General features: G+C 55.8%; 15 protein-coding genes. 11 read left to right on the top strand and 4 right to left on the bottom strand.

Going from position 1 to position 21,210, the window contains the following annotated elements; translation table 11 throughout:
- The first annotated feature begins 68 nt into the window (after positions 1-68).
- From B9A13_RS04250 to B9A13_RS04220, 6 genes are all read left to right on the top strand, one after another.
- Positions 69-2,621 carry a cation-translocating P-type ATPase gene (locus tag B9A13_RS04250; protein ID WP_084233812.1) on the top strand — a complete coding sequence of 851 codons (2,553 nt, stop codon included), beginning with the start codon at positions 69-71 and terminating at the stop codon, positions 2,619-2,621.
- A 582-nt stretch (positions 2,622-3,203) separates the two neighbouring features.
- Entirely contained in the window at positions 3,204-4,631 is a 1,428-nt protein-coding gene (locus B9A13_RS04240) for a sigma-54 interaction domain-containing protein (protein WP_084233810.1), read from the top strand.
- 330 nt (positions 4,632-4,961) lie between these two features.
- Entirely contained in the window at positions 4,962-6,509 is a 1,548-nt protein-coding gene (locus tag B9A13_RS04235; protein WP_084233809.1) for an acyl CoA:acetate/3-ketoacid CoA transferase, read from the top strand.
- Between the two features lie 69 nt (positions 6,510-6,578).
- Positions 6,579-7,949: a GntP family permease gene (locus tag B9A13_RS04230; RefSeq protein WP_084233808.1), complete on the top strand. Its 1,371-nt coding sequence runs from the start codon at positions 6,579-6,581 to the stop codon at positions 7,947-7,949.
- Positions 7,950-7,993: 44 nt separating this feature from the next.
- Entirely contained in the window at positions 7,994-8,410 is a 417-nt protein-coding gene (locus B9A13_RS04225) for a MaoC family dehydratase (RefSeq protein WP_084233807.1), read from the top strand.
- Between the two features lie 265 nt (positions 8,411-8,675).
- Entirely contained in the window at positions 8,676-9,524 is an 849-nt protein-coding gene (locus tag B9A13_RS04220; protein WP_084233806.1) for a 3-hydroxybutyryl-CoA dehydrogenase, read from the top strand.
- 230 nt (positions 9,525-9,754) lie between these two features.
- Here B9A13_RS04220 and uraA read toward each other — a convergent pair whose 3' ends face one another.
- A complete protein-coding gene (gene uraA, locus B9A13_RS04215; protein WP_084233805.1) occupies positions 9,755-11,113 on the bottom strand; it encodes a uracil permease in 1,359 nt (452 codons plus the stop codon).
- Between the two features lie 187 nt (positions 11,114-11,300).
- Between uraA and B9A13_RS04210 the strand changes: the two genes are divergently transcribed.
- The 3 genes from B9A13_RS04210 (at position 11,301) to B9A13_RS04200 (ending at position 14,567) form a co-directional block, all read left to right on the top strand.
- Positions 11,301-12,005 (top strand): TrmB family transcriptional regulator, encoded by a 705-nt coding sequence (locus tag B9A13_RS04210; protein WP_084233804.1) that lies wholly within the window; start codon positions 11,301-11,303, stop codon positions 12,003-12,005.
- A complete protein-coding gene (locus B9A13_RS04205) occupies positions 12,002-13,240 on the top strand; it encodes a diaminopimelate decarboxylase (RefSeq protein ID WP_084233803.1) in 1,239 nt (412 codons plus the stop codon). Before B9A13_RS04210 ends, B9A13_RS04205 begins: the two co-directional genes overlap by 4 nt.
- A 130-nt stretch (positions 13,241-13,370) precedes the next feature.
- Positions 13,371-14,567, top strand: coding sequence for an NADP-dependent isocitrate dehydrogenase (locus B9A13_RS04200; protein WP_084233802.1), 1,197 nt, complete (start codon positions 13,371-13,373; stop codon positions 14,565-14,567).
- A gap of 662 nt (positions 14,568-15,229) precedes the next feature.
- Here B9A13_RS04200 and B9A13_RS04195 read toward each other — a convergent pair.
- The 3 genes from B9A13_RS04195 to B9A13_RS04185 form a co-directional block, all read right to left on the bottom strand.
- A complete protein-coding gene (locus B9A13_RS04195) occupies positions 15,230-15,853 on the bottom strand; it encodes a DedA family protein (RefSeq protein WP_084233801.1) in 624 nt (207 codons plus the stop codon).
- 355 nt (positions 15,854-16,208) lie between these two features.
- Entirely contained in the window at positions 16,209-18,047 is a 1,839-nt protein-coding gene (locus B9A13_RS04190) for a sensor histidine kinase (RefSeq protein ID WP_084233800.1), read from the bottom strand.
- Positions 18,044-18,739 carry a response regulator transcription factor gene (locus B9A13_RS04185; protein WP_084233799.1) on the bottom strand — a complete coding sequence of 232 codons (696 nt, stop codon included), beginning with the start codon at positions 18,737-18,739 and terminating at the stop codon, positions 18,044-18,046. The genes B9A13_RS04190 and B9A13_RS04185 overlap by 4 nt, the downstream gene beginning before the upstream one ends.
- A gap of 322 nt (positions 18,740-19,061) precedes the next feature.
- Between B9A13_RS04185 and B9A13_RS04180 the strand changes: the two genes are divergently transcribed.
- Complete coding sequence (locus B9A13_RS04180; RefSeq protein WP_084233798.1) at positions 19,062-20,321, top strand: serpin family protein; 1,260 nt, start codon at positions 19,062-19,064, stop codon at positions 20,319-20,321.
- A gap of 126 nt (positions 20,322-20,447) precedes the next feature.
- On the top strand, positions 20,448-21,200 hold the full coding sequence (locus B9A13_RS04175; RefSeq protein ID WP_084233797.1) for a class I SAM-dependent methyltransferase: 753 nt from the start codon (positions 20,448-20,450) through the stop codon (positions 21,198-21,200).
- Positions 21,201-21,210 lie beyond the last annotated feature (10 nt).

The raw sequence follows: 21,210 nt of genomic DNA, 5'->3' as shown, positions 1-21,210 counted from the left end.
GGCTGAGCGTTTTGCGAGGTACAGAGAAAACTTACATCCGCGAAAAGCGGAAAACGGAGGTTTCTTGTATGACCGAAAGCAAAAATGCGTACCCTGGACTTACCACCGAGGAGGTGCTGGAGCGCCGGCGGCAGTATGGAAATAACGAGGCGATCGGGGAAAAGAAAAAGAGTTTTTTCAGGAAAATTCTGCAGATCCTCAGCGAACCCATGTTCCTGCTGCTGCTGGCGGCGGCGGTAATCTACTTTTTCCTGGGAGAGCCCAGAGACGGCCTGATCATGCTGATCTTTGTCCTGGGCATGATCGGAATTGACATTGCTCAGGAGTGGAAAACGGACCGGACACTTGAGGCTCTGCGGGATCTGTCCGCACCCCAAAGCCGGGTGATCCGGGACGGAAGGGAGACGCTGATCGCCAGTACTGATCTGGTGCCCGGAGACCTGCTGCTGATTTCCGAGGGAGTGAAGATTCCGGCCGATGGAACAGTGCTGAGCGCCAACGATCTCCGCGTGGACGAATCCTCCCTCACCGGAGAATCCGAAGGCGTATGGAAATCGCCGGAGAGCACGCAGCCGCCTTCCGGTTACTGGCGAAAAGACTATTGCTACGCGGGGACCCTTGTTACGCAAGGGAGCGGGCAGGTAATTGTCGATCGGATCGGCAGCGGCACGGAATATGGAAAGATTGGAAAAAACGTCGCCGAAGCACCCGATAACCCATCTCCCCTGCAGAAACAGACCGGCAGCCTTGTCCGGCTGTGCGCAGGCATCGCGGGCGTTCTCTTCGTGCTGGTTTGCATCATCACCTATTACAACCTTCAGGATCACGCCTTTGGAAGCCGGGTGATTGAAAGTATCCTGTCCGGTGTCACTTTGGCCATGGCCATGATCCCGGAGGAGTTTCCCGTCATTCTTGCAGTGTTTCTTTCCATGGGGGCGTGGAGAATCGCGAAAAAGCAGGCCCTGGTCCGGAGGCTTCCCTCTGTCGAAACCCTGGGTTCGGTATCCGTTCTCTGCGTTGACAAAACAGGCACCATAACCAAAAACCAGATGACCGTACGGGAGGTCTGGGTAAAAGAGGGAACACAGGAGCATTTTACGGAGACAATGGGCCTGGGGTGCGAAACAGACACATATGATCCCATGGAAAAAGCGATGCTTCTGTATTGTACCGAGAATGGAGTTACCCGGGAACATCTTTTTGAGAGCTATTTTATCACAGAATACCCTTTTACCAACGAAAGTAAGAGAATGGGACACGTCTGGCGGCACGACGGGGAAATTGTGATTGCCGCAAAAGGGTCGCCCGAAAGCCTTTTGGACCTGTGCCGCCTTTCGGGTGCCCAACGCGGGGAGGCAGAGAGCAAAGCGGCGGAGATGTCCGGGCGGGGCCTTCGCGTCATCGCTGTGGCGGAGGCGCATCCGGCAAAGGAAGCGGATGTTCCCGCAGAACTCAAGGACTGCAGGCTGACTTTTCTTGGCCTGGTGGGCCTTGCAGATCCCCCCAGAGAGACAGTGAAGGCCGATATCGCCCGTTGCTATGACGCCGGGATACGGGTGGTCATGATCACAGGGGACAACGGTATCACGGCGGCCAGCATCGCACGGCAAACCGGCATGGCCGGAGCGGGCCGTATCATGACGGGCGACGAGCTGGATTCTATGACGGACGAGGAACTGTCAAGAAGAATCGGGGAGATCAGCATCTTCTCCCGTGTGATCCCCGAGCACAAGATGCGCATTGTCAAGGCGTTCCAGGCAAACGGACACATCGTGGCCATGACGGGGGACGGCGTGAACGACGCGCCGGCACTTAAACATGCCGACATTGGGATCGCCATGGGGAAACGGGGCTCGGAGGTTTCCAGGGAGGCCGCCGACCTGATCCTGATGGACGATAATTTTTCCACTATCGTGGACACCGTTCAGGATGGACGGAGGATTTATGACAACGTCCGGAAGGCCATCGGCTATGTGTTTACCATCCACATTCCCATTGCACTTGCATCCCTCCTGGCTCCTTTCCTGAACATAGCGCCCGCCAACCTGATGCTTTTACCACTCCACGTGGTGCTGCTGGAGCTCATCATCGATCCCACCTGCTCCATCGTACTGGAACGGCAGCCGGCGGAGCGGGACAGCATGCACCGGCCGCCCCGTGACCCGAAGGAAAAGATACTGACGGCGAAAACACTCGCAAAAAGCATTGTCCAGGGACTTGCGGTATTCGCAGCGTCCTTCGGGACGTATTTGGCCGCCGACCCGTTTTCGGCCGGCAGCGCGCCGGAGGCGAGGGCCATGGGAATCTCGGTGCTGATGCTTTCCAATCTGTTTCTGGTGCAGGTAAACAGCTCAGACATCGACTCCATCGCGGTTACGTTCCGGTATCTGCTCAAAGACAAGGTGATGTGGGCAGTTTCCGCGGGAACCGCAGCGGGATTGGCCGTTATTCTTTACACGCCTGCCGCGGATGTCCTTAAGCTTGCTCCCCTGGGTATCGCGCAGCTCCTCCTGGCGCTGGGCGTCTCCGCAGCGTCGGTTTTATGGTATGAGGCCGTGAAGCTGGCAAAACGGAAGGGAAAGCAAGGGAGAAAGCAGGAGGCACCAAGCAGCAATCAATGAAAAAGAAGCCGGAAGGCACTGCCTTCCGGCTTCTTTCTTTTATCTGTGATTACCCATTGCAAAGCTCTGCCTTGTTTGGCAGGCGGAAAGAGCGGCTGAGGACAATTCCCACCACAAAAGCAGGTCCGGTCCGGATTCCCCCGGCTCGCTGCAATGGACGAATGATACCGGACACCGGTATTTGCGCCCTGCAGCTGCGCGAGCCTGACAGAAAATCTGAAAGGAGCCCTTTTATACTTTCCCACGCCGCCCCGGATCGGGCCTGCCACATTTTCTTCCATTGTGGACTCCGGGCCGCAGCATGGCGGTACAGGAAAGACAGACGTTGACAATAAAAGGAAATACGGATAATATGAAAGCAGGGAATATCAGGCAGTGTCCTTAGAAATGCCGGGGGTAATTTTGTTTCTATGTACAGCCGGCCTAAAAACAGAAGCTTTTTAATTCACTTTCTTTGGACCCGGATTTGACTCGGAAAAGCAAAGAAACGCCTGCCCGCGATGTTGTGAAAGAAGAAACAGAACGACTGCGCGGGGCGTTGGTTCGGCGGTTTTTTATGCGGGGAAGGAAGGGGAAGCAGGGATGGAACAGATTCGAAGCGGCAATGGCGGCTGTACCGTAGAGTATGAAGAACTCGATAAAAGACTGAGCGAGGAGAGAGAGTATAATGAGATACTGCGTTTTGCGCTGGATATGGCGTATGAAGGAATCGTGATTGTGGATAAGGAAGGCTACATCACTGCAATCAGCAAAGCATATATGGAGTTTTTAGGGATAGATAATATCAATCCCATCGGCAGACATGTTACAGAGGTTATTGAGAATTCGAGAATGCATATCGTTGTTAAAACCGGAAAACCGGAGGAGGCGCAATTCCAAAAAATAAAAAACAGATACATGGTTGCCAGCAGAATCCCCATTGTGATAGACGGCGAGATCAAGGGCGCAGTGGGTAAGGTCCTTTTCAGGAACGTCAAGGAGCTGGACTTTTTATATAAGAAATTCAGCAAGTTTCAGAAGGAACTGGAGGATTACAAGGAGGAAATACTGCAGCAATACAGCGCGAGATATTTGTTTTCGGATATCATAGGCAACGACAAGGAGATACTGGAGGCGAAAAAGCTGGCCCGCAAAGCGGCGCTTACCGATTCCAACGTACTGCTCATCGGTGAAAGCGGGACCGGAAAAGAGATCTTCGCTCATTCGATCCACAGAAGCAGCAACAGAGTGTACGGTCGTTTCGTCAAGGTAAACTGTGCGGCTATTCCTTCCGATCTGCTGGAATCCGAATTGTTCGGGTACGAGCGGGGCGCGTTTACCGGAGCAAAGAAGGAAGGGAAAATGGGAAAATTCGAGCTAGCCGACGGGGGTACGATCTTCTTGGACGAAATCGGGGAGATGCCTCTGCATATGCAGGTCAAGCTTCTCCGGGTGCTTCAGGAAAGAGAGGTGGAACCGGTAGGTTCCATTCTGCCTAAGAACATAGACATCAGGATCATTGCGGCAACCAATCAGAATCTCGAAGCGATGGTCAGAGAGAAAAAATTCAGGGAGGATCTCTATTACAGGCTGAATGTGGTCACAATCAGGATTCCGCCGCTGCGGGAAAGAAAGGACGATATTCCCCTGCTGGCGCTTTTTTTGGTCAGCAAAATAGCAAGAAAGCTTAACAAGCCGGCGTGCAAAATTTCTGAAAGGGCGCTTGACCATATGAAAAACTGCCAATGGGAAGGAAACGTCCGGCAGCTGGAAAACGTGATAGAACGCGCGCTGAACATTATGGAGGAAGGAGAAAATGTGCTGCTTCCCAAGCATTTGCCCCGGGAAATCACTGGAAACAAGAAAGAGAAAGACGTTCTCTGCCTCAAAGACGCTCTGGATAAAGCGGAGAGAAACGCCATTTTCAGCGCGATGGATGCATGCGGAGGGAACAAAATCAGGACGGCTAAGCTGCTGGGAATCAGCAGAAACACGCTCTATGAAAAGCTAAATAAACATAAAATCCTGTAATTAATGCGATTATTTTGTTCAGTTGTACCAAAACCTGCGCAGATTTTTTTTCGTTACAGAGATTGTGTAATGAAACTAGTACAATGATTTTGTCGTATTATGCGTTTTGTAACATACGGAGGACAATCGGTATTAAGACCCTGAGAGTATTTCCGATAAAAGAATCTTGGAAAACCCTGAATTGGTTAGTGGTTATACCTTTGCGGTATAACCACTTTTTATTGGTATGGATTTTGCTTTATATAAAAATTGAGGAGGCGTATGAATCAAGCGAACACCGGGTGACAGTACCGCAACGGTCCGAGCAAATATTGAAGGGAGAGGAATGAGTTGGGAAAAGTGAAAACCGCCCAGCAGGCGGTGCGGATGATCAAAAACGGAAGCACGGTCGCAGTATCCGGCTTCGTAGGGAACGGGCATCCGGAAGAAGTGACACAGGAGATCGAGAAAGCCTTTCTGGCATCCGGAGAACCCAACAATCTTACGCTGGTATATGCGGCCGGGCAGGGCGACGGTAAAGACAGGGGACTTAATCATCTGGGACACGAAAAACTCGTGACGAAGATTATCGGAGGACATTGGGGCCTCGCGCCAAAACTGCAGGCGCTGGCGCTGGAAAACAAGCTGCAGGCGTACAACCTTCCTCAAGGGGTCATTTCCCATATGTTTCGGGATATCGCTGCCAAAAAAGTGGGAACCATCACGCATGTGGGCCTGAAAACCTTCGTGGATCCCCGCGTAGAAGGCGGAAAGCTCAACGAGGCGACCAAAGAAGACATTGTAAAGGTGATCCAAATCGAAGGAGAGGAAAGACTTTTATACAAAGCTTTTCCTATCGACGCGGCAATCATAAGAGGAACCTATGCCGACGAGAAGGGAAACATCTCCATGGAGAAGGAAGCAGGAACTCTGGAAACTCTATCCATTGCGCAGGCCGCGAAAAATTCAGGAGGCATCGTAATCGCCCAGGTACAGGCAATTGTGAAAAACGGAAGCCTGGATCCGCGCCTCGTCAAGGTGCCCGGCATTTATGTGGACGCGCTGGTAGTGGCCCGGCAGGACAATCATATGCAGACGTTCGGGGAACAGTTCAATCCTTCCTACTGCGGAGATATCAGGGTACCGCTCAGCTCAGCCAGGCCCCTGCCTCTGGATGAAAGAAAAATCATTTCCAGGCGGGCGGCTATGGAACTGGTCCCCAATGCGGCGGTAAATCTGGGGATCGGCGTTCCCGAGGGAGTTGCCTCGGTGGCCAACGAAGAGGGTATCGGCGAGGAGATGACGCTGACCGTCGAAGCCGGGCCCATCGGCGGAGTGCCGGCCGGGGGGCAGAGCTTCGGCGCTTCAACCAACGCCGAATGCGTACTGGATCAACCGTATCAGTTTGACTTTTATGACGGCGGCGGTCTTGATATCGCTTTTCTGGGACTCGCGCAATGCGATAGGAAGGGAAACGTCAACGTCAGCAAATTCGGACCCAGAATAGCCGGATGCGGCGGCTTTATCAACATCACCCAGAACGCTAAAAAGGTGGTCTACTGTGGAACGTTTACCGCCGGCGGGCTGGAGATTTCCACCGGAAACGGAACTCTTGCCATTGAGAAAGAGGGGAAAGCGAAAAAATTCATCGACCAGGTGGAGCAGATCACGTTCAGCGGGGAATATGCCCGGGAAGCAGGCCAGAAGGTTCTATACGTAACGGAGCGCGCGGTATTTTCACTGCAGGAGGACGGCCTTATGCTTACAGAGATCGCACCTGGCGTCGATCTGGACAGAGACATATTGTCCCGCATGGAATTCCAGCCTCTCATCGCCCCCGACCTGAAAAAGATGGACGAAAGGATATTCAGGGCGGAGGTCATGGGGCTCAAGCTGTAAAAATGAATGTGAAAACGGAGGTCAGGGAAAGCAAGTTTTAAATTATAGAAAAAGAAAAGAGGGAAGCGCATGCTAGGTGTTATAGGTATTATCATTTCGCTGGCACTGCTGATGTATCTTGCATACAGAGGAATCACGGTTCTTATTCTCGCGCCCCTTCTGGCACTGCTTGCCGTTGTTTTTTCAGGAAACACTCCGATATTCGCAAGTTACACGGAAGTTTTTATGGCCAATTTTGCGGCCTACGCGAAAACCTACCTGCCGATCTTTATGTTAGGCGCGATTTTCGGAAAAGTGATGGATGATACCGGAGCCGCCAAATCCATTGCCTTGACCATAGCGAACAAGGTCGGGAAAGACAAGGCGATTTTGGCCGTGGTGCTGTCCTGCGCCGTGCTGACATACGGCGGCGTATCCCTATTTGTCGTTACCTTCGCCGTATATCCCATTGCCGTCGAGCTCTTCCGGGCGGCCAATGTGCCGAAGCGCTTCATGCCCGGCGCAATTGCCCTGGGCGCCTTTACCTTCACAATGACCGCGCTGCCCGGCAGCCCGCAGATCCAGAATGCGATCCCTATGGCATTTTTCCATACCACCGCCTGGGCGGCTCCCATCCTGGGTATTGTTGCCACCATCGTGATGTTCGGACTCGGAATGATGTGGCTCGGCAGAAGATCCAAGAAGGCGATGGAGGCCGGCGAAGGGTATGGGGACCATCATGACGGCAATATTGAGGTGATGGATGAGTCCCAGCTTCCGAAGTTTACCGTTTCCATCATCCCCATTATCGCCGTCCTCGCGCTGAACCTGTTTCTGGGTATTTATTTCGGGAGCCAGAAGGCGGAATATCTGGCCAATTACAACACAAGCATCAGCAGCGTGAAGGGGATCTGGAGCCTGATCCTTGCCCTGGTATTATCCATTATTATCGCGGTTTTGCTGATGCGGAAAAACCTGAAGAACACGCTCAAAACGCTCAACACCGGCGCGATCAGTTCTTTGCTGCCGATATCCAACACCTCCGCCGAGGTGGGCTACGGCAACGTAATCAAAACCCTGGGAGCGTTCTCGCTGCTGAAATCGGCCATTCTGGCAATTCCCGGAACGCCTCTTATTTCTCTGGCAGTGGCAACCAGCGTGCTGGCCGGAATCACCGGTTCGGCTTCCGGCGGAATGAGCATCGCCCTGGGCGCGCTGGGCGACGTCTATCTGCAGAAGGCAGTAGCGCTGGGCATCAATCCGGAAGCCTTCCACAGAATTGCCTCCATTGCCTGCGGCGGACTGGATACCCTTCCACACAACGGCGCGGTCATTACTCTGCTGGGGATCACGGGCCTGACACACAGGCAGTCCTATGCGGATATCGGAATGTGCACCGTGGTGATCCCGACTCTCGCAGTTATCATCTGTATCATTCTCGCGAGCTTCGGCGTGGTGTAATGTGAAACAATAACGGCGGACTATTTAAAACGGGGGTGCTTTTCATGGGCAGGATGATCCAAGAGATTCAAATAGGCGACAAGGCCTTTACCGAAAAAACCATCAGCGAGACGGATGTTTACCTTTTCGCGGGGATCACCGGAGACCTGAATCCCGCGCATGTCAACCAGGCCGAGGCGGAAAAGACCATGTTCAAGGGCAGAATCGCCCACGGGATTCTGGTATCCGGGCTGATTTCCACCGTTTTGGGGATGCAGCTGCCGGGACCGGGTACGATCTATCTGAGCCAGGAGCTTAAATTCACCGCTCCCGTCCGCTTCGGCGACACCATCCGGGCGGAGGCGGAGGTGATTGAAATCCTGGCCGATAAAAACAAGGTAAGATTAAAGACCACCTGCACGAACCAGGACGGAAAGACGGTTATTTCCGGAGAGGCAGTGGTTATGCCGCCAAAAGCGTAACCGTCTGCCGGATAGGAAAACAGACTGGGGTATCGGACGCGAATACCTGGTTTGCTTGCGCATGCCCTCCTTACTTGGATGGATTGTGCCATACCTGGTGGCACAATCCATCCGCATCCATGCGGTACGGACAACCGGACACACCGCTCGCCGCCTTTTTAGATGCAGCAAACGCATTTCGGAGCACTCATTTAAAGTATGACATAAATTTGCAGCAACGTGCAAGAAACGGTATGGAATATTAAATATTCAGGAGGGATCATTTATGAACAAAATTTTCGTAGTCGGCGCCGGAACCATGGGACTCGGCATTGCACAGGCCTTTGCCGTAAAGGGCAAGGAGGTCGTCGTCCGTGATATCGCGGATGAAATTATCAGCAGGGCGCAGGCAAATCTGCAAAAAAGCTTGTCCAAGCTGGCGGAAAAGGGGAAATTGTCCGAGACGGAAAAAACCGGGGTGCTGGGAAGAATGGAATTTACCACCGATCTGGGCAAGGCTGCGGACGCAGAGCTGGTCGTAGAGGCCGTTCTAGAGAATCTGGAGATCAAAAAGAAGCTGTTTCACGAGCTGGAAGAAATTTGCGGGCCCAGAACCGTTTTTGCTTCCAACACATCCTCCATTTCCATCACGGAGATTGCATCCGCCACCAGGCGGCCGGATCAGTTCATCGGCATGCATTTTTTTAACCCCGCTCCCGTTATGAGATTGGTGGAGGTGATCCGGGGAGCGCGGACCTCGGACGAGACCTTCCGCGCAGTGTACGATCTGGCGGCGGAAATCGGGAAAGACCCCGTCGAGGTGCAGGAGGCCCCCGCGTTTGTGGTCAACAAGGTGCTGATCCCCATGATCAACGAGGCTGTCGGACTGCATGCCGAGGGCATTGCTTCCGTGGCGGATATCGACAAGGCCATGATGCTGGGCGCCAACCACCCCATGGGACCGCTGACCCTGGCGGATTTTATCGGCCTGGATATCTGCCTGAATATTCTGGACACCATTTTCCGTGAGACGGGGGATCCCAAATACGCGGCGCATCCCCTGCTGAGAAAAATGGTCAGGGGAGGCCTGTTGGGTAAAAAGAGCGGCAGGGGATTCTACGACTATTCCAAATAGACCCGCGGACGGGCAACGAAAAAATACGGATAAGAACATCGGGGAGCAAAGGTCAATCCCCTTTGCTCCCCAAATAATTTTTTAGAAAGAAGCGGATTTGAGAAGGCAGGCTTATACCAGTATCCAATAGAAAGATTAAACAAGATAATACGGTTGTGCCCCCGCCTCCGGCGGGGGCACAACCGTATTATCTCATTTGTTGTATCGATATTTTTTATTGAAGTCCAGCACTACTCGTTGGTGAGCTTTGCCTTATCCAGCAGGTGAAAAACGAGGCTGAGGACGATTCCCACCACAGAGGCAAGGGCCATGCCCGTGAGGGAGATGGAACCGATTTCAATGGAGGCGCCGGAAAGGCCGATGATGAAAATCACGGAGCTGAGCACAATATTCTTGGATTTGCCGTAGTCCACTTTGGTTTCCACGATCATCCGAATACCGGAGGAGGCTATCATGCCGAAGAGGAGCAGAGAGATGCCCCCCATGACGGGAGTCGGTATGCTGGAGATGAACCCGGTGACCTTGCCCAGGAAGGCCATAATGATGGAGATGGCGCCGGCGCCGGCGATGACATAGGAGCTGTACACCCGAGTGACGGCCATGACGCCCATGTTTTCCCCGTAGGTGGTGGTGGGGCAGGAACCCAGAAAACCGGACAGGGCGCTTGAAAACCCGTCGCTGAACATGGTCCGGTGAAGTCCGGGGTCCTTTGTGAGATCCCGGCCCACGATATTGCTGGTCACCACGATGTGACCGATGTGTTCGGCCAGGACCACCAGAGTCGCGGGGGCGATGATCAGAATGGCGTTTAAATTGAAGATGGGGAAGGTGAAGGTGGGAACGGTCAGCCAGGCGGCGCCGGAGATGGCGCCGTAATCCACATACCCCAGAGCCATGGACAGGCCGTAGCCCGCGCCCACCGCAATGAGGACCGGGATGACGCTGAAGAATTTACGGAAGAGAATCGAACCGAAGACCACCACGGCCAGGGTGAACATGGAGATGGTCACGGCGGTCATGTTGTAGTAGGTCGCACCCAGGACCAGAGAGGTATTGCCCGTCTGGTCGATGAGTTCCTGGGTGACGGTGGTGGGGATGATCCCGGCCATACTTGCCGCGGTACCGGCCAGCTCAAGCCCGATGATGGCCACGATGGGGCCCATGGCGGCGGGGGGCAGCACCACATCCAGCCATTTCGTGCCGACCCTCCCGATGATGAAGGCCACCAGGCACATAAGGAGCCCCGACACAACAAAGCCGCCGAGTGCCATTGCAAAGCCTTCCTTTGGATAGGCCGCGCTTGCAATGATGGCACACGCCGGCGAGATGTACGCGAAGCTGGAACCGAGGAACGCCGGAGCCCTGTGCCGGCACACGAAGAAGAAAATGAGAGTGCCGATTCCGTTCATCAGAAGGGCCAGAGCCGGATTGAGAACCTGTTCTCCCGCCGCCTGATTGAAAAGGAACGGAACCAGAACCGAGGCGCTGAACATGGCAAACAGATGCTGAAAGCTCAGAAGGACTCCGGGACCGAAAGGCACTTTTTCATCCACCTGGATGATCCTACGTGTTGGAGTAATTTCCGACATGCTATCCCACCCTTTGTTCAATTTAAATTGTGCTTGTGCACAACCTTTGACAGTCTACCACAGGAAACGACGGAAATCCAGAGGGAGTTTTGATTTTCGACATATTTTTCTATGCAGAGCAATTGACAAAAACCGGAGAGATGCCTATAGTAGTACTAAAAAGGAATACGAATGGGAGGCGAGGGGGATGGAAAGCGTCGAAATGCTGATGCAGTTCGGCCTGACCCGCCAGGAGGCGCTGATTTATATCACGCTGACCGCGGAAGGCGCTTTGAGCGGATACGAGGCTGCCAAGCTCACGGGCATTTCCCGTTCCAACGCCTACGGCGCCCTGGCGGAGCTGGTGGCCAAGGGAGCGGCCTACGTCGTGGAGGACACCGCGCTGCGCTACAGCCCGGTCCCCGTCCGGGAATTCTGCCGGAACAAGATCCACCGGATGCAGGAGCTCATGAAGGCGCTTTCCAAGGACCTGCCCGAGCGGCAAAGCGATAGCGGGGGATACGTGACCATCACGGGGGACCGCCACATCATGGACAAGGCGCGGAACATGCTGCGCGCCTGCGAAGCCCGGGTGTATCTGTCCGCCGCGGGAGAGCCGCTGCGGCAGCTTCAGCCGGAGCTGGAGGCGCTGATCCGCGCCGGATGCAAGGTGGTGGTGATCACCGGCGCGCCCTTCGAGCTTGTGGGGGCCACTGTGCATCACGCGGAGAAGCGGCCGGACCAGATCGGCCTGATCGTGGATTCCAGCAGCGTCCTCACCGGGGAGCTGGGACAAAAGGAAGCCTCCTCCTGCCTGTATTCCAAGCGGAAAAACCTGGTGGACCTCTTTAAAACCGCACTGAAAAACGAGATCAGCCTGATCGAACTGAGGAAAGGAACTGCCGAAGGATGAAGAAGCCATTTGTCACGCTGGATAAGCTGAAGGAAATCACCGCCCGGTATCCCACCCCCTTCCACCTTTACGACGAACGAGGAATCCGGGAAAACGCCAGGCGGCTGAAACAGGCCTTTGCCTGGAACCCGGGGTATAGGGAATACTTTGCCGTCAAGGCAACGCCAAATCCTACCATTTTGAAAATCCTCCGGGAGGAGGGGTGCGGCGCGGACTGCTCTTCCCTTACCGAACTGATGCTGGTCCAGGAGGTCGGCTTTTCCGGGAGCGAGATCATGTTTTCCTCCAACGAGACGCCCGACGAGGAATTTATCCTGGCGCACAAGCTGGGCGCGGTGATCAACCTGGACGACTTTACCCATATCGACATATTGAAAGACCTGGTGGGGATCCCGGAAACCATCAGCTGCCGATATAATCCCGGGGGAAAATTCTCCATTTCCAACAGTATCATGGACAGTCCCGGGGACGCCAAATACGGCTTTACCAAGGAGCAGCTCATCGAAGGCTTCACAAAGCTCATGGGATTGGGGGCAAAGCACTTCGGACTTCACGCCTTTCTGGCCAGCAACACGCTGACGGACAAGTATTATCCGGCGCTGGCGGCGGTTTTATTCCACCTGGCGGCGGAGCTGAAGGAGAAGACCGGGGCCGATATCACCTTCATCAATCTGTCCGGCGGCGTCGGCATCCCCTACCGGCCCGGTGAACATGTCAACCACATCGAGGCCATCGGGGAGGGGGTGCGCCGGGCCTACGAGGAGATCCTGGTGCCCTCGGGGATGGGGAACGTCGCCCTTTACACCGAGCTGGGCCGTTATATGCTGGGGCCTTACGGGGTACTGGTGACCCGGGCGATCCGGGAGAAGCATATTTACAAGGAGTACATCGGGGTGGATGCCTGCGCGGTGAACCTGATGCGCCCGGCCATGTACGGGGCGTACCACCATATCACGGTGATGGGCAAGGAGGATGAGCCCGCCGACCACAAATACGACGTGGTGGGGTCGCTGTGCGAAAACAACGATAAATTCGCCATCGACCGGATGCTGCCGAAGGTGGATATGGGGGACCTGCTGGTGATCCACGACACGGGCGCCCACGGGTATTCCATGGGATACAACTATAACGGGAAGCTGCGGTCCGCCGAGATCCTGCTGCGGGAGGACGGGAGCACCCAGATGATCCGCCGGGCCGAGACGCCGGCGGACTACTTTGCCACGCTCCGGTTCTGAGACGGCGAAGACACATTTGCTTTTCCGGGGGCAGGTCTGCTATAATACTCTCCGGCGGACAGCCAACGGAAACCCAATTTCTGCACCGGCATTCCCCGTTTGAAAGGCACCGGCGGCGCAAGGAGGAACTATGGAAAAAATACGGATGACGACCCCGCTGGCGGAGCTGGACGGGGACGAGATGACCCGCATTCTGTGGAAGGCCATCAAGGAAGAGCTGATAGAGCCGTATGTGGAGCTGAAAACGGAGTACTACGATCTGGGACTTCCCGAGCGGGAGAGGACGGGCGACCGGATCACCCTGGAAGCGGCCGAGGCCATCCGCCGGCTGGGGGTAGGCGTCAAATGCGCCACCATCACTCCCAACGCCCAGAGAGTAAAGGAATATAACCTTACAGAAATGTGGAAGAGCCCCAACGGTACCATACGGGCGGCGCTGGATGGAACAGTATTCCGAACCCCCATTCTGACCCCCGCCATCCGACCTGTGGTGCGCAACTGGAAAAAACCCATCACCATCGCGCGTCACGCCTACGGGGACGTCTACAAGGCGGCGGAATACCGGGTACCGGGGACGGGAAAGGCTGAGCTGGTGTTCACCGGCGCGGACGGAAAGGCCGTCCGGGAGACCATCTACGATTTCGAGGGGCCGGGAGTGATCCAGGGGCAGTTCAACAAGGACAGCTCCATCGAGTCCTTCGCCCGTTCCTGCTTCCAGTTCGCGCTGAACGCCCGGCAGGACCTGTGGTTTTCCACCAAGGACACGATCTCCAAGAAATACGACCACACCTTCAAGGATATTTTCGCCCGCCTTTACGAAACGGAGTACAGGGAAGCCTTCGAAAAAGCCGGGATCACCTATTTCTACACCCTGATCGACGACGCCGTGGCCAGGGTGATCCGCTCGGAGGGCGGATTCGTCTGGGCGCTGAAGAACTACGACGGTGACGTGATGAGCGACATGGTGTCCACCGCCTTCGGGTCTCTGGCCATGATGACCAGCGTCCTGGTGAGCCCCGACGGGAAATACGAGTATGAGGCGGCCCACGGCACGGTGACCCAGCATTATTACCGGCATCTGAAGGGGGAAAAGACCTCCACCAATTCCATGGCCACCCTGTTCGCCTGGACGGGGGCCCTGAAAAAGCGGGGCGAGCTGGACGGGAACGAGGCTCTCATGGCCTTTGCCGACAGGCTGGAGGCGGCGGCGCTGAAAACGCTGACCGACGGCATAATGACGAAGGACCTGGCGGGGCTGTGCGAGGGAATCACTCCCAGAGCCGTCAACAGCATGGAGTTTATCGCCGCCATCCGGGAGAGAGTCTGAGGATTTTTACCGCCGGTCCATTTTAAGCCGCTTTCGGGTCCGCTTTCTTGCCGCGGAATATTTATTGAACCTTCTCTCTGCGACGTCGAAGCGGAAGCATTTATCGAGTTTTGTCCTCCGAAATCTCGGTTTTATAACAGACCAAAACCAGAAAAAAGGACCGTCTCAAAATGCCAGTTGCACTTTGAGACGGTCCTTTTATTTTTCGTGGTCATTTTCGATGTATGTACTTATTTACAGAAAAAATTCTACGAGTGGTTTGGACGAGAGCAGCGCGCTCCCCGCTGGGGGTATCTTTTCCCGCATGGGAAAAGATACGAAAAGGATGCCAAGAGGCCGCGGCCTCTTGGATCTCCGGGGGAAGGGTGCTCCGGCAGGCGCTCTGAATGACAGACTGACTATCGGTAGTTTCGAGCGCACGGACAGCCCAGTTGTAAGATGTCTATATTTAGCCCGCGATTGGGACTCTCCGTGTTTTGGCCCGTGGGGATCACGGGGTCTGCAAAACCTGCATAGTGCGGCGTTTTAGAAGATTCGCTTGCTGTTAGCGTCCCGGCCTATGAAAAACTTCAGGATCCCGATGCTTCCACAGGCGGCTTTCCGCATTATGTTAACTCCTAAGCCTTACCGAGAGATTCAAAAAACGGCTTTGCCGCCGGGCACTATTTGGAGGGGTTCTTCCGAAAGACGCGTTTTCGCAGCCACAGGACGATGAAAACCGCGACGCCCGCGCCCAGGAGGATATAAAAGAACAAAGAGTACTTTTCCACATATAAGGTGATCCCCTGCCAGTTGTCTCCCAGGAGGGAGCCGGCCCAGACCAGAACGGTGTTCCAGATCAAAGAGCCAACGGCGGTGAGGGCGAGAAAAGGGAGAAAAGGCATTTTGGCCATGCCCGCCGGAATGGAGATGATGCTGCGCAGGACGGGGACCATCCGGCAGAAAAAGACCGCCTTATATTCGTATTTTTCATACCAGGCCACGGCCCGCCTCATATCGGCAACGGTGATTTTCAGCAATTTTCCCCGCCGGCGTACGAGTTCGCGGACTTTGCTTCCGCCCAGGAAGAGGCCGATCCGGTAGAGCACGGCGGCACCGAAAACGCTTCCGGCCGTCGCGCTTACGATGACGCCGGGTAGGGAAAGGCTTGTCCGGGTGGTCATGAAACCGCCGAAGGAGAGGATCAGCTCGGAGGGAATGGGGGGAAAAATGTTTTCCAGGGCGATCATGAAGAATACACCCAGGTATCCGAACTGCTCCATGACGCTGACGATCCAAGCCTGCATTACCAGTGCTCCTTTTTTTAGGGTGGGGAAGGGGAATTCGTCCGGGCTGCCCCGCCTGCTTCAACGAATCATTTTTTGACGCGCCGGACGGCGCGCAGCGGAAATTATACCTGCTTTATGGTATTATACCATGATTTTCAGCCCGCTATAATACGCCTGCGGCGCGTCCCGCGCTTTTAAAGAGAGCAGACGCGCCATGAGGCTCGGTATAATGGCCACTTTGCGGTTATTATACCATGAGCGTCAACCATATTCCTTAATAATCCGTGAAATATCGGCAAGAATGACCCGAAACCCCTCCGCATCCCGGACGGAGGACCGGGATACGGAGGGGAGAAAACAGGCAAAGGGAACGTCAGCCTTTCAGGGCGGGGAAGGAGACGGTGGCCTTGAACAGATCCCCGTCAATATTCAGGGAAAAGGAGCCGCCCTGAAGCTGGGTGAGATCCCGGGCGATGGCGAGTCCCAGGCCGCTGCCCTCGGTGGTCCGGGATTCGTCTCCCCGGACAAAGCGTTCCAGCAGTTCCTCCGGGTCGATGTTCAGGCGGGCGGCGGAGATGTTTTTGACGGAAAAGACAACGGCGGAATCTTCCTCCCGGGCGTCCAGATAAACCCGGGTGCCGGGAAGCGCGTATTTACAGACGTTGGAGAAGATATTGTCGATGATGCGCCAGAGGTAGCGGCCGTCGGCGCTGACGGACAGGGGCGTTTCAGGGATGTCCGCAACCACCTCCAGGCTCCTGCCCTCCAGCTTTTCGGAAAACTCGCCCATCGCCTGGCGCAGAAGCTCCGTTACGTCGATTTTCTCCCGGCGGATGGAAATATTGCCGGTGCTGGCCTTGGAGGCCTCCACCAGGTCCTCGGTGAGCTTTTTGAGCCACTGGGACTTGCGGTCCAGGACCTCCACATATTCGGCGATTTTAGGATTATCCGCTGGTTCTTTTTTGAGAAGGTCGATGTAATTGATGATGGAGGTGAGGGGGGTTTTCAGATCGTGGGACACGTTGGTGATGAGTTCGGCGCGGAAACGCTCGCTTTTCAGCTGGGCGGAGACCGCCCGGCTCATGCCTTGGCCGACATTGTTGAGATAGTCCGCCAGCTTTTTCAGATTCCAGAACATGCGCCGGTTCTCGATCTTATAGTCCAGGTCTCCCTCCGCGATCCGCCGGGCGCCCTTTAACAGCGAGGCTGCCTGCACTCCCCACCAGCACAGGAGAATAAGGGCCAGCACCTGAAGGGAGAGATACAGCAGGGGAGAATTGAAAAAAAGAACACTTAAAAGGGCATATAAAATGAACAGGAGCACCAGCTTCCACAAAAGCCCGATATTGCGCAGGAGCGCCGCTATGCCCCGGATCAGCAGGGCGATGAGGGTGTCGCGGATCAGGGTGCCCGCCTTTACGCGTTTGGCGAGGGTGACGAAGAAGAGAAAGAGCGCGGTTCCGTAGAAAACAAAGGGAACGAGCAAATACGGAAGATTCGCGCTGCTGAGGTAATAGCTCAGGGAGTCTGTAACGGAGACGGCGAGGGAAAAAAGAAGGACCATGCCGAGGCACAGAAGATCGAAGGGTATCCTGTCAAGGACGTTCAGGCGTATTTCTGCGGTTCCCCTCCGGCGGCCCGCGGCGGAAAGGGAAAAAACGAAGACGGCGATGCCCAGGACGAGAGAGACGGCGGCAGCGACAACGGCCAGGGGCACATAGCGGTAATACCGGTCGAACTGCTGGGACCCGGCCAGGTATTCGTCCTTGGCGGAAAGAGAGGCGTCCACCCCGTAAGTGATGTAGTATTCGGAGGAGGTGGTGGAATACACGCCGGTGTTAACATCCGCCACGGCGGAGCGGAAATCCTCTCCCGAGTAATTCGTAAAGACCACGACGCCCTCATGCTCCACCTGATAAAGAAAATTCGTATATGCCCCCGGCGCGAAGTAACCGGGAAGCTGGGCGGAGGTCTCCAGGTAAGCGTCGGACTGGGCGGAATCCTCATATTGGGAAACGGCATTTAAAAGGCTGTAATAATCGCTCTGCAGGGAATTTTTAAAGCTGCCGGAGTGGAAATAATCTGTCCCAAGGTATCCGGCGTCGGCGCAGATCACAAGGTACCCCGCCGAAACGGCAAAGGCGCAGGCGAAGGCAACCAGCAGGAAATAGGCGACGATCTTTGCCGCCAGGCTCTCTTTCAGTCTGTTCATGCGTCCAGTTTCTCCATTTTATAGCCCAGGCCCCAGACCACCTTGAGATAGCGGGGTTCGGCGGGACTGATTTCGATCTTTTCCCTGAGATGGCGGATATGCACCGCCACGGTGTTCTCGCAGCCGAGAGAGGGGTCGTTCCAGACCTGCTCGTAAATCTGAGCGGTGGAAAAGACCTTCCCCTTGTTGGACAGCAGGAGATGCAGGATGCTGTATTCCAGGGGGGTGAGGGAGACGGGTTCTCCGTCCACCGTCACGGTCTTGGCCTCGTCGTCCATGACGACGCCGCCCGAGGACAGGAAGGAGTCTTTCCGGGGCATGCCGCCCAGATTGGTGTACCGGCGCAGCTGGGACTTGACCCGGGCGATGACCTCCAGGGGGTTGAAGGGTTTTGTGATATAGTCGTCCGCGCCGATGTTCAGGCCCAGGACCTTGTCGGTATCCTCGCCCTTGGCGGTGAGGAGGATGATGGGCACGTTGCAGTCCTCCCGGAGCTTCGCCGTGGCCCGGATCCCGTCCAGCTGGGGCATCATGACGTCCATGAGGATGAGGTGAATCTCATTTTTCCGCACCACATCCAGGGCTTCCCGCCCGTTGTAGGCGGCATAGACGCCGTATCCCTCCCCCGTGAGATAAATACTCAGGGCTGAGACAATGTCCCGGTCGTCGTCGCAGATGAGGATATTATGCATGGCCCGCTCCTTTCCCCCCGCAAAACCCGCCGGCGGGGGAGGCGCCGGAGTTTGTCCCGGCAACCTTATCATACCATATTCCCGGCGGACTATCAGCCCTTCCCGGGGAATCCTTTCCTAGGATAACAGAAAAAGATTAAAACCAAAGGGTTAAAATGATTAAGGATTCTTTAAGAAATAGGATTCCTGCGCCGGGAACTGCCGGGGAGCTCCGCAGGAGTACCGGGAAGGCGAGGAACAGTCTTCCAGGAGAGGCATGGGGAACCAAACCCGCCCCTTAACGTCTATAGCGGTAAAGACCCGGAAAGAGAGGCGATAGAGAATGAAAAGAAGAGTATTGGCCGGTCTTATCTGCATAGGATTATTATTCGGCAGCTTTACGGGCTGTATCCAGGCAAAGGCGGCAGATCTCACGGCGGGGTATACCGCCAATTCCGTAAACACGGAGGGGGCGCTCACGGACGAGGCACTGGATTCCCTACGGTCGTTTTCCATGGAGCTTTTCCGGCAGAGCCTGGTCTCCGGGGAGGAGAACACGCTGGTTTCCCCTACGTCGGTGCTCCTTGCCCTGGCGCTCACGGCAAACGGGGCCTCGGGAGACATGTTAAAGGAGTTTGAAGCCGTCCTCGGACAGGAGGGGCTGAGCCTTACGCAGATCGACCTTGCCTGCAAGGCCCTCATGGAGCAATACGGGGACACGGGGGGCAGCACGGTGCTGCGCATCGCGAACTCCATCTGGTACGACGAGGGCTTTGCCGCGGAAAAGGCTTTTTTGCAGACGGACGCGGACTATTTCGGCGCCCCGGCGTTTCAGAAGAGCTTCCGGGACTCCGGGACGGCGGACGAGGTGAACGCCTGGATCGAGGAGGCAACGGGGGGACTCATCCCCAAAATGCTGGACAAGATCGACGCGGAAACGGTGATGTTCCTCATCAACGCCTTGTATCTGAAGGCGACGTGGCAGTCGGAGTTCGACCCCAACGACAACTACGACGGGGAGTTTACCACGGAGGAGGGGACGGCGGTGCCGGCGACCTTCATGACCAAGGGGATCTCCCGCGAGCAGTACATCGACACGGGGGACGAAACGGGGGTTTTGCTTCCCTATGACGACGGGAAGCTGGCTTTTCTGGCGCTGCTGCCTGAAGAAGGAACTTCCGCTTCCGACTACGCCGCGTCTTTGGACGGGGACTCCATCGGGAACCTGATCGCGGCGGCGGAAGACACCAGCGTGCTGCTGGGCCTGCCGAAATTCAAGGCGGAGTGCGGCCTGACCCTCAACGATACGCTGAAGGCCATGGGGCTTGTGACGGCCTTCGACCCGGACAAAGCGGACTTTTCGGCCATGGGGAAGCTTTCCCAGGGGAACGTCTACGTCGGCTCCGTGCTGCACAGGACGGTCCTCAAGGTGGATGAAAAGGGGACCGAGGCGGCGGCGGCCACCATTGTGGAAATGTCGGGGACGTCGATGCCCATGGATTATGTGACGCTGCGTTTCGACCGGCCCTTTGTCTACGCGGTGGTGGACCTTGCCAACAACCTTCCCGTTTTCATCGGCGTGATGGACAATACGGCGGCCTGAGGAAAGGGAAGGACTGAAACAAACAGAGCGGGGCGCCCGGAATTTTTGCAGGTTCCGGCGCGCCCTTGCTTTTTGCCTGAAAACGGAAGATAATATACGGGTAACGACGAAGCGGGGAGGGATTTTATGGATTCCACCACGAGATTCAGCGGCAAGGCGGAGGGGTACGCGCGCTTTCGCCCGTCCTATCCGGAGGCGGCTGTAGAATATATCCGCTCTCTGGGGATCGGCCCGGGTTCCACCGCGGCGGACATCGGCGCGGGGACGGGGCTTTTTACCCATGTGCTGGCCCAATGCGGCTGCCGGGTCTTAGCCGTGGAGCCCAACGGGGACATGCTGAATGCCTGCCGGGCCTACTGCGCGGGAGATAATAACGTGGAATACGTCCAGGCGAGGGCGGAGGAGACTGGGCTTGACGCCGGGAGCGTGGACGCCATTACGGCCGCCCAGGCCTTCCACTGGTTCGACAAACCGAAATGCCGGGCGGAATTCAAACGGATCCTAAAACCCGGCGGGCCGGTCATTATCCTCTGGAACATCCTCCGGGACGACGGGGAGTTTGCATCAGAGTATAAAAAGCGAAACGGCAAGTACCGGGACGAGGCCATGATCCGAAACGACGCCGAGGATTTCGACGCCCAGAGGAGGGAGTTTTTCGGCGGGAACTTTGAAAAGACCCGGTTCGACAACACCCAATGGCTGACCCGGGCGGAGTTTATCGGCCAGTGCCTTTCCATCTCCTATGTCCCCAAGGAGGGGGAGAGCCTGTTTGAAACCTATGTGGCGGAGATGGGGGAGCTGTTCGACCGATTCCAGAAGGACGGCAGGATCGAGCTCAGATACATGACCCTGGTGACCACGGGCCGGTTCCCGGACTGAAGGGGCCGGG

The sequence above is a fragment of the Papillibacter cinnamivorans DSM 12816 genome, from assembly GCF_900176335.1.
Classification (GTDB): domain Bacteria; phylum Bacillota; class Clostridia; order Oscillospirales; family Oscillospiraceae; genus Papillibacter; species Papillibacter cinnamivorans.
This window is presented reverse-complemented; position numbering and strand designations above follow the sequence as displayed.